General features: G+C 37.7%; 7 protein-coding genes. All 7 read right to left on the bottom strand.

What is annotated here, in order from left to right; all coding sequences use genetic code 11:
• Positions 1 to 327: 327 nt before the first annotated feature.
• Positions 328 to 1,422: an HD-GYP domain-containing protein gene (locus tag AC6CHJ_RS14455; protein WP_147197640.1), complete on the bottom strand. Its 1,095-nt coding sequence runs from the start codon at positions 1,420 to 1,422 to the stop codon at positions 328 to 330.
• Between the two features lie 154 nt (positions 1,423 to 1,576).
• Positions 1,577 to 4,087 carry a DNA gyrase subunit A gene (gene gyrA / locus AC6CHJ_RS14450; protein ID WP_249775127.1) on the bottom strand — a complete coding sequence of 837 codons (2,511 nt, stop codon included), beginning with the start codon at positions 4,085 to 4,087 and terminating at the stop codon, positions 1,577 to 1,579.
• Positions 4,088 to 4,112: 25 nt separating this feature from the next.
• Positions 4,113 to 6,035, bottom strand: a complete 1,923-nt coding sequence (gyrB, locus tag AC6CHJ_RS14445; protein WP_147197635.1) for a DNA topoisomerase (ATP-hydrolyzing) subunit B — start codon at positions 6,033 to 6,035, stop codon at positions 4,113 to 4,115.
• 157 nt (positions 6,036 to 6,192) lie between these two features.
• Positions 6,193 to 7,308, bottom strand: a complete 1,116-nt coding sequence (gene recF / locus AC6CHJ_RS14440) for a DNA replication/repair protein RecF (RefSeq protein WP_249775126.1) — start codon at positions 7,306 to 7,308, stop codon at positions 6,193 to 6,195.
• 1 nt (position 7,309) lies between these two features.
• Positions 7,310 to 7,537 (bottom strand): S4 domain-containing protein YaaA, encoded by a 228-nt coding sequence (gene yaaA, locus AC6CHJ_RS14435; RefSeq protein WP_066791207.1) that lies wholly within the window; start codon positions 7,535 to 7,537, stop codon positions 7,310 to 7,312.
• A 171-nt stretch (positions 7,538 to 7,708) separates the two neighbouring features.
• The gene (dnaN, locus tag AC6CHJ_RS14430) at positions 7,709 to 8,845 is read right to left on the bottom strand and encodes a DNA polymerase III subunit beta (protein ID WP_147197631.1); all 1,137 of its coding nucleotides are present in this window, start codon (positions 8,843 to 8,845) and stop codon (positions 7,709 to 7,711) included.
• A gap of 174 nt (positions 8,846 to 9,019) precedes the next feature.
• A complete protein-coding gene (dnaA, locus tag AC6CHJ_RS14425) occupies positions 9,020 to 10,363 on the bottom strand; it encodes a chromosomal replication initiator protein DnaA (protein ID WP_066791203.1) in 1,344 nt (447 codons plus the stop codon).
• Positions 10,364 to 10,911: the final 548 nt, after the last annotated feature.

Raw genomic sequence — 10,911 nt, 5'->3', positions numbered from 1 at the left:
GCGTCGTCATCTTAACGACTTAATTAGTATATAATACTATTAAAAGATTGTCAACGCTTTTTTAGAATTATTTTTTTAATATAATTCATTGCTTTTTAGAGGCAACTTAAATAGAATACGCCAAATAGATATCAAAGTCAACTCTTTTTTAAAAAAGGTAATTAATATCTCTGTTCACTGAGTAAGAATGTGTAACTCGATCTAAAGAATTGGATTTAGACAAGTGTTTTATAGACATGGCCATACAAAAAGAACTGCAATCAAACTTAGTATAGTTTAACTGCAGTTCTATGTTTTTCAATAGCTATGTTTATTTAATTAGATTCATTAATTATTTAAAATTAAACGTTCAATATATATATTTCTATTTTTAGATAGATCAATAATTTGTTCTGTTTCATGCAACTTAATGACAGGCCTTACTGGTGACGTTTTATTAGCAAAGATAATGGTCCCTTCTTCACCATTTGATAATTCTACACTTGTGCCAAGAGAAAGGTTTGCTACACAAGTATTAAGAGCCTGTACAACTTCTATATTAAACTTTCCAAAGTCATTTTCTCGGATCATTTCTAACACTTTGAATGGAGATTCTTTGGAACGGTAAATTCTTTCACATGTCATTGCATGGAAAACATCTGCAACCGCAATGATATGGGAGTGAATTAACACCTTACTACCTTTTTCTCCTTTTGGATAGCCGCTGCCATCTAACCTCTCATGATGTTGGTAGATCGCTAGTTTCATTTCTTTCTTTAAGGTAGATATATGATTTACCATCTGAAGACTGTAATATGGGTGCTCTTGAATTTCCTTAAACTCATATTCTGACAGTGGACCATTCTTTTCACGAATTTTTTTATTAATTTTTGCCATACCAGCATCCGCTACTGCCGCTGCAATTGCTATTTGTGTGATATCTCCTTTAGAGTAATTCATTTTTTGAGCAATAACCGCACTAATTAAACTGATTGCAATTGAATGATGGTAAAAATAGTCCTTTGTTGTCGAATATTCATTTAGGATAAATATCTTTTCTTTATTCAACAATACTTCATCAATTAATGGCAATATGCTTTCACGAACTTTTGAAATATTTACATTGCTACCAGCATCCCAATTTAAAAATTCCTGTTTAAATTTTGCTACTGATTCATTGTATTTTCTTTCAAAGGAATTTTTAAACGTTTCTTTTATGGTTTCAATGGATGATGACACACTTTGAACTTGCTGTGCTTTATCTGCTTCTTTTATATCAACGATAGGTATCTTTTCAATCTGAAAAGCCTTTAATACTGGAAAGTGTTCTCCTGTAATCTTTGTATTTTTGTACAGAATAGGATATTGTGTGTTAGCCATAATATCTTTAGCAACCATAGCGCCTAACTGTAGATCAGACAACTTAACTAATTGGTAATCCACTTGTAAACCCCCTTGCATTCAAATGAGTTTCTCTCCCGTTTCTTATGAAGAAATTGAATCTATAGTTATTTTATCTCAATTTTTTTGTCCAAGGTAAACTTTTTTATAATTTTCCATAAAAAAAGCCCCAGATTATTTCTGGGACCTTTTTCTCTTATTCTATTGTGTCATCAGCAGGAGATTCAGTTGAATCAGTATTTTCTTCCTCTTCGCTGATTACCTCTGCTTCAATTGCTTCTTCTTTCTTAACTTTCGCCACTGTTGCTACATGTTCATCTTCCGCTAGGCGGATTAAACGAACACCTTGTGTGCTACGACCAGTAACCGAGATATCCTCAATATCCATCCGTATCAGCATACCATTTACTGTGATAAGCATAACATCTTCTGATCCATCAACTGCCTTAACAGCAACAAGAGGACCGTTCTTATCAGTGATTTGGCATGTTTTGATACCAATGCCTCCTCGGTTTTGTAAGCGATACTCTACTTCAGGTGTACGTTTTCCATAACCTTTTTCAGTAACAACGAGGATTTCTTGATTTGGTTCAATAATCTCCATACCTACTACATAGTCATCGTCTCTTAAACGAATGCCACGTACGCCCGTAGCGGTACGGCCCATTGACCGAATATCATTTTCATTAAAGCGAACGAGCATACCTGTATGAGTACCAATAATGATTTCTTGTTGTCCATTTGTAAGTCGGACTGATATCAGTTCATCGTCTTCTTTTAAGGAAATTGCAATTAAACCGTTTGTTCTTATATTCGCAAAGTTGGATAGCGGTGTACGTTTCGCCACTCCAGTACGTGTGGTAAAGATAAAGTAAGCATCTTCTTCGTATGAAGCTACACGAATGACAGCCGTTACCTTTTCACCCTTATCTACATTCAGTAAGTTAACAATAGGAAGCCCTTTTGCTGTACGACCAAACTCAGGGATTTCATAACCTTTTGCTTTAAATACCTTCCCTTTTGAAGTAAAGAAAAGAATGGTGTCATGTGTTGATGTGTATAGAAGATGTTCTACAAAGTCATCTTCATGCGTTCCCATACCTTGTACGCCTCTGCCGCCTCGGCGTTGACTTCTATATGTGTTAGCTGGTAGGCGTTTAATATACCCATTATGTGTAAGGGTAATAACTGAGTTTTCACGAGGAATTAAATCTTCGTCCTCAATCATTTCCATGCCACCCGCTGTAATATCTGTACGACGAGCATCATTGAAGCGTTCTTTAATCTCAAGAAGCTCATCATGAATAATTTTTCTTATTTTTGATTCATCTGCCAAAATATCTTTGAGCTCTTGAATTAATTGAAGCAATTCTTGGTACTCTGCTTCAATCTTATCCCGCTCCAAACCTGTCAAACGTTGCAAGCGCATATCTAAAATAGCTTGAGATTGGCGTTCACTCAAATTAAAGCGTTCCATTAAGCCATTTTTCGCATCTTCAGCTGTTTGAGACGCTCTAATCAAACTAATAATCTCATCGATATGATCAAGAGCAATACGCAAACCTTCTAAAATGTGAGCACGTTTTTCAGCTTTGCTTAATTCAAATTTAGTTCGTCTCGTAATAACGATCTTTTGATGTTCCAAGTAATGGAATAAAGCTTCTTTTAAGCTTAAAACTTTTGGCTGCCCACCAACAAGAGCCAACATGTTAATACCGAAGCTAGTTTGCATAGCAGTTTGTTTATATAAATTGTTTAGGACTACATTTGCATTGGCATCTTTTCGTACATCAATGGTAACCCTCATACCATTTCGATCTGATTCATCGCGAATGTTGGTAATGCCATCAATCCGTTTATCTCGTACTAATTCTGCAATTTTTTCAATTAAGCGGGCTTTATTGACTTGGTAAGGAAGTTCATTAATTACGATAACTTCTTTTCCGCTAGACTTTGTTTCAATTTCCACGCGTGAACGAATGACAATTGAACCGCGCCCTGTTTCATATGCACGGCGAATGCCGCTTCTACCCAAAATCAAACCACCAGTAGGGAAATCAGGACCTGGAATAATCTCCATCAACTCTTCCGTTGTAATGGCTGGATTATCAGAAATAGCCAAAACGCCGTCAATTACTTCACCCAATTGGTGTGGGGGAATATTTGTAGCCATACCAACAGCGATCCCTGAAGCCCCATTCACTAGCAGGTTTGGATAGCGAGCAGGCAATACAACCGGCTCTTTTTCATTGCCGTCATAGTTGTTTGTATAATCAATTGTATCTTTATTGATATCTCTAAGCATTTCCATGGCGATTTTAGACATGCGGGATTCCGTATATCGCATCGCCGCAGCCCCATCTCCATCGACAGAACCAAAGTTACCGTGGCCGTCAACAAGCATATACCGGTAGCTAAAATCCTGGGCCATGCGGACCATTGCTTCGTAAATAGAAGAGTCACCATGTGGATGGTATTTCCCCATTACATCCCCTACTATACGAGCTGACTTCTTATATGGCTTATCCGAAGTACTTCCCAATTCCTGCATTCCATATAGAATACGCCGTTGAACTGGTTTTAGGCCATCTCGAACATCAGGCAATGCCCGGGAAACAATTACACTCATCGCATAATCTAAAAATGAGGTTTTGATTGTTTTTGTTATATTAACTCCTTTAACGCCAGAGTTATTTGTTTCAGCCAAAGTGTGGAACCCCCTTCAAAAGGAACTAAATATCTAAGTTTTCTACATAAACAGCATTTTCATGAATAAATTGGCGTCTTGGTTCTACATTATCGCCCATTAATTGCTCAAAAGTACGATCTGCTTCAATCGCATCGTCCAATTCGACTTGCAATAAAACACGATTATCCGGGTCCATTGTAGTATCCCACAATTGCTCCGCATCCATTTCACCAAGACCTTTATAACGTTGGATACCAGGCTTTGGTTGGCTTGGTAAACGCTCTAAAATTTCCTGTAATTCTTTATCGCTATAGCAATATTCGACATGCTTACCTTGCTGTATTTTGAATAGCGGCGGCTGTGCAATGTACACATAGCCTGCTTCGATTAAAGGCCGCATAAAACGGAAGAAGAATGTCAATAATAACGTTCGTATATGAGCGCCATCGACATCGGCATCCGTCATGATAACGATTTTATGATAACGAGCCTTCTCTAAATTAAACTCTTCACCGATACCTGTACCGACAGCTGTGATCATGGCACGGATCTCTTCATTCGACAAAATGCGATCTAGACGTGCTTTTTCGACATTTAAGATTTTACCGCGAAGTGGAAGGATAGCTTGGAAGTGACGGTCACGCCCTGACTTCGCTGAACCGCCGGCAGAGTCACCTTCAACGATGTATACTTCACACTCTTCAGGATGGCGAGAAGAACAATCAGCCAACTTCCCTGGCAAACTTGAAATCTCTAACGCAGATTTACGACGTGTCATCTCTCTAGCTTTCTTCGCTGCAACACGTGCACGTGATGCAATTAAACCTTTATCGACTATTGTTCTAGCAACTGTTGGGTTTTCTAATAAAAAGCGTTCAAAACGTTCGGAGAACAGAGAATTCGTAATAGAACTAACCTCTGAATTACCAAGCTTTGTTTTTGTTTGACCTTCAAATTGTGGGTCTGGATGCTTTATAGAGACAATTGCTACAAGACCTTCACGTACGTCTTCTCCGGATAAATTGGCATCAGAATCCTTAAGCAGGTTATTCTTTCGGGCATAGTCATTGATCACACGTGTCAACGCTGTTTTAAAGCCCGATTCATGAGTCCCACCCTCATACGTATTGATATTATTTGCGAATGACAAAATAGTAGAGGCAAAACCTGAATTATACTGCATGGCAATTTCAATGGAAATTCCATCTTTTTCGCCTTTTAAATCAATCGCTTCATGCAATGGCTCTTTATTTTCATTAAGCTGTTCTACATAAGATTTAATACCACCTTCATAGTGATAGACATCTTTACGAATTTCTTCATTTCGCTCATCCATAATTATAATCGTAATACCGCGGTTTAAATAAGCTAATTCGCGGATACGGTGTGCTAGAATGTCATATTCATAAACAGTGGTTTCTTTAAAAATGGTTGGATCTGCTTTAAAACGGGTAGTAGTACCATTATGGTCCGTATCACCAATGATGGTAAGCGGCTGGATTGTTCTGCCACGTTCAAATTTAATTTCATGGATGTGTCCGTCACGGTGTACTTGCACGTCTGTTTCAATCGAAAGCGCATTTACAACAGATGCACCTACTCCGTGCAAACCTCCTGATACTTTATATCCGCCGCCGCCGAATTTACCACCAGCATGCAAAACAGTCATGATAACTTCTACTGCCGGCTTGCCGACCTTCTCTTGAGTATCAACAGGGATGCCTCGTCCGTTATCTTCTACTCTGATCCAGTTGTCCTTTTCAATCGCAACAGTGATTTCAGTACAATAACCAGCTAATGCTTCGTCAATACTGTTGTCGACGATTTCCCATACAAGATGGTGCAGCCCCTTGGAACTTGTCGAACCAATATACATACCCGGACGTTTACGTACTGCTTCTAGTCCCTCTAATACTTGTATCTGGTCTGCATCATAAGCTGCAGGGCTTTTATCTTCAATCGCCATTATTGTTCCACCTACTCTTTCATGGCATTAGTATGCATTATTTGTAAATTTCTTAAACCTTGAAATTTGCGTCTTAAAGCGCAGAATACCTGGCTTTCAATGCAATTAATTAGCAAGGTCAGAATTCCCATATTAATAAAATCCGCAAATACTAAGATCACTCAGTATCCACGGAGCCTTGTTTCACATGAAACATTTCTGACTCGCGAATGGTTTCATGTTCTATGCCTTCCACACTTGTCGTTGTGACAAATGTTTGGACTTCACCTTTTATCGTGTTAAGCAAATGAGATTGCCGATAATCATCTAATTCTGAAAGAACGTCATCAAGCAAAAGAATAGGCGTATCATTCACTTCTTGTTTGATCAACTCTATTTCTGCTAGCTTTAATGACAGTGCAGTCGTTCTTTGTTGTCCTTGAGAACCATATGTTTGGACATCATAGCCATTCACAATGAATTGCAAATCGTCACGATGTGGACCAACCAATGTTACGCCTCTTTCCAACTCTCTTTGAGACTGTTCCTTTATTTTTGCAGCCAAGTGATCTGCCATTTGTTCAGCAGACCAATCTACATCCATACCGCTGACAGGGCGATAACGAATCTCCATATTTTCAAGTTCTCGTGAAATTGAATAATGAATTGGCCCTGCCCAGGCTTGAAGTAATTCCATAAAGTGGAATCTTTTTTGGATTACTTTGACTGCTGCTTCAATATACTGCTCTGTATAAACATCAAACATTACATCATTGAATGTTTTTTTTCCTTGATTTTGTTTAAGTAAATGATTCCGCTGTTTTAATAGCTTCTGAAAGGTTAACAGATCATGCAAGTAGACTGGGGAAATCTGGCCAATCTCCATATCTAAAAAACGCCTTCTCGCCTGAGGACTACCTTTTACTACGTTTAAATCTTCCGGAGCAAACATAACAACATTCATTTGCCCTATATAATCGCTTAATCGGCTCTGCTCCAAATGATTTACTTTAGCTTTTTTACCTTTCTTGGAAATAGTTAATTCCATTGGCAAGCGACCATATCTATTTTGGATGTCCCCTTCTATTTTAGCATATTCTTGCCCCCACCGTATCAATTCTTTCTCACTTGATGTACGATGCGATTTTGCCATAGCTAGGACATAGATTGATTCCATTACATTTGTCTTCCCTTGTGCATTTTCGCCAATAAACACATTGATTTTTGGAGAAAAGGACAAATCAAGAGATTCGTAATTACGATAGTCTTTAAGCTTTAGTTGCTCAATATGCATGCTACTCCTCGCTTTGTGGCTCTACAAGGTTAAATCTCCCGCAACCAGGTATATTAATCAGGTCACCAGCATAGAGTTTACGGCCACGTCTGCGATCTACTTCACCGTTCACATATACATCATTTTCTTGTAAAAACCATTTAGCCATTCCGCCTGAGCTAATAGCATCGGCTATTTTCAAAAACTGTCCAAGTGTAACAAATTCACTTTCTAAAATGATATTCTTCACTTCACTTCATCCTATCTGCTCTTATCTTATTCTATTTTACCGAACTTTTGTTCATAAGTAAAAAGGATAGTCGTGCATTTGACTATCCTTTTCGTACAAAAAGACATTTTTAGTACCTGGTACTAATATATTTGGGAAATAATTTTTAACGGAAGTTATAGTAAAAAAATATTAATATGTGCGAACAGGTAAAATTAGTTGCAATATCGCATCATCATGGATTGAACGGATAGTGAAAGGTCGCATAGCACCCGTAAATTGAATTACAACTTCTTGACCGTCAATGGCTTTTAAAGCATCCATCATATACTTCGCACTAAAAGAAATTTTAAGTTCTTCCCCTTCAAAAGAGTCGATTTGAATTTCTTCTTCCACCTTACCAATTTCAGGTGAATTGGATGATATCTCTACTGTGCCACTATCAATTGTTGAGAAACGTACAACGTTATTCCGATCTTCTCTTGCAAGGAGTGAAGCACGATCAATACCTTGCAATAAAGCTTTCCCATTAATTGTAACGATAGTAGATGATTCTTCCGGAATAAGGCGTGATGTATCCGGATAGTTACCTTCCAACAATCGAGAGAAAAATAAAACATCAGGTGTTTTGAATAAAACTTGCTGATTTGTCATAAAGATATCTACAGGGTGTGGTGAATCACTAAGGATTTTACTTAATTCAGTTAAGCTTTTCCCTGGAATGACAACATTCATTTCTTCAGATGGCAATTGTTCAAGCGTTACTTTCCTTTGAGCTAGACGGTGACTATCTGTTGCAATACAGACTAAACTGTTATCTTTAATTTCCCACTTTACACCTGTCAACACGGGACGACTTTCAGTGGTTGATACAGCGAATACAGTTTCGCGAATAATCGTTTTCAATAAATCAGCAGGTAGTGTAATCTGACGGTCCGCAGAAATATCAGGCAACAAAGGATATTCCGATGCATCCGAGCCAATAAGGTGGAAATCCGATTTACCAGATTGGATACGTGTTTGTAATTGTTCACTAACCTCTACTACTACTTCGTTTGTTGGTAGTTTACGAATAATTTCGTTAAACATCCGTGCTTGTAGAACAATTGAACCTGGTTCTTTTACTTGGACGATTTCTTTTCCATCTTCTTCAACAGGAATAAAGGTTTGGATTGTGATATCTGCATCACTACCTGTTAAAGTCACTCCTTCAGAAGAAATATCAATTTTGATTCCAGTTAAAATTGGAATGGTTGTTTTTGAACTTACAGCTTTCATTACATCATTCAATCCATCTAACAAACGGTCCCTCATGATACTAAATTTCATTGTTACAAACCTCGCTTATATATTATTTATTATTTATTAAATATTAATAGATATAGTAATAGGGCCTGTGGATTTGTGGATAAGCCCTCTCTAGCCAAATAAAATCAGTCTATCCACATGTAGATAGACTGTGTATAAGTTTGTTGTTAACATTTCGTGTTATCCACAAATAGATTACTTGCCTAGCATACTTTTTATTTGTTTAATATCTTGCTGTAAACCCTGATCACTTTTCAAAAGAGTAGAGATTTTTTCATGCGCATGGATAACGGTCGTATGGTCTCGGCCGCCAAACTCATCGCCAATCTTAGGAAGTGAACAATCTGTCATTTCACGCGATAAGTACATAGCGACTTGTCTTGGAAATGCAATCGACTTTGTTCGCTTTTTTGCAGAAAAATCTTCGAGTTTAATGTGAAAATGCTCACCAACAGCTTTTTGAATGTCGAGAATAGTCAGTGTGCGTGGAGAGGCATTCGGTATGATATTTTTTAATGCTTGTGCAGCCAATTCTGCAGTGATGTCCTCATTAACGAGTGAGGAATAAGCGACAACACGAATAAGCGCGCCCTCTAGCTCGCGTATGTTGGAATCTATTTGGTTAGCAATATAAAGCATCACTTCGTTTGGTATATCAAGATTATCTGCTTTAGCCTTTTTACGTAATATAGCGATCCGCGTTTCAAGATCTGGAGGAGCAATATCAGTAATTAAACCCCACTCAAAGCGTGAACGTAAGCGGTCTTCCAGCGTTGGAATTTCTTTAGGCGGACGGTCGCTGGAAATAACAATTTGTTTAAATTCTTCGTGTAACGTGTTGAATGTATGGAAAAATTCCTCTTGTGTTGATTCTTTTCCAGCCAAAAATTGAATATCGTCAATCAATAGGACATCAACGCTCCGGTATTTATTGCGAAATTCCTCTGCTCGGTTATCACGAATTGAATTAATAAATTCATTTGTAAATTTTTCAGATGACAAGTATACAACTTTCGCTTTTGGATTATGCTCTAATACATAATGGCCAATCGCATGCATCAGGTGAGTTTTTCCTAGACCCACTCCTCCATAGATAAATAATGGATTATAAGCTTTGGCCGGCGCTTCTGCTACGGCCAAGGATGCAGCGTGTGCAAAGCGGTTGCCCGAACCAATTACAAATGTATCAAATGTGTTTTTTAAATTCAGCATTCCAGAAGGTGTTTCGGATTGCTCTTTTGAATTCCCTGAAATGGGAGGTGTCGGGATATCAAAGTTCTCTGAGTTCGAATCTTGCTGAACAACAAAGCGAATATGCAAATCTTTCCCTGTCAGTTCAGCTAAAATAGCCGCTATTAGGTGTACGTAGTGATTTTCAAGCCACTCGCGGCCGAATGAATTGGGCGCTGAGATTGTCACAGTATCACCGTTATAAGCCAATAGTTTCGTTGACTTCAACCAAGTTTCAAAGCTTGGTTTGGATATTTTTTGTTTCGCTTCAGAGAGTACTTTGTCCCATAATTCTTCAATATGTTCCAAGGCGCTTCTCCTTTTCTAAAATACTGGTCTATGATTTTTTTCATTTTTTCAAGATAGTAGTTTGTCTATGAATTAAAAATAATAACGAATTAAGTAGATTAATGATATATTAATCACAGCAAACACATCCTGTGGATAAACACTGTCCTGATAGCGTGGATATCATTATCCACAGGTTATTAACATTTGTGGATAAAATCTGAAGCTATAAATTTATCGACAGAATGAAGCACAACAATTGTAGCAAGAAAAATGTTGTCTGACAAGTGTTTCTGAGATGTTATCCACACAATGCATAATTATGCATATCACTTTATCCACATGGTTTGAACTTGTGCAAAAGTTGTCAGCAAGTGTTGTGGATAAAATTTAGCGAAAAAAATATGTTCACAGGTTTATTTGAGAGAAGAGGGATAGATCTGTGGATAATTTTAAGCAGAGAAATAAAACAGTTGAGATTAAGTATTTACAGAAGACAGTTGACAAAGTTGGCTGCTAATAGCTATAATATGCAAGACTGTCTGTAGTATTGAATTAATAGACTTTCA

It is taken from the genome of Rummeliibacillus sp. GQ308 (assembly GCF_059759115.1).
The sequence above is the reverse complement of the archived record's forward strand: the minus strand, read 5'-3'. Positions and strand labels throughout refer to the sequence as shown.

What these genes read in the sequence shown, in the direction of transcription:
- gyrB (WP_147197635.1), bottom strand. Translation starts at nt 6,035, where the DNA reads ATGGCGATTGAAGATAAAAGCCCTGCAGCTTATGATGCAGACCAGATA.
- recF (WP_249775126.1), bottom strand. Translation starts at nt 7,308, where the DNA reads ATGCATATTGAGCAACTAAAGCTTAAAGACTATCGTAATTACGAATCT.
- dnaN (WP_147197631.1), bottom strand. Translation starts at nt 8,845, where the DNA reads ATGAAATTTAGTATCATGAGGGACCGTTTGTTAGATGGATTGAATGAT.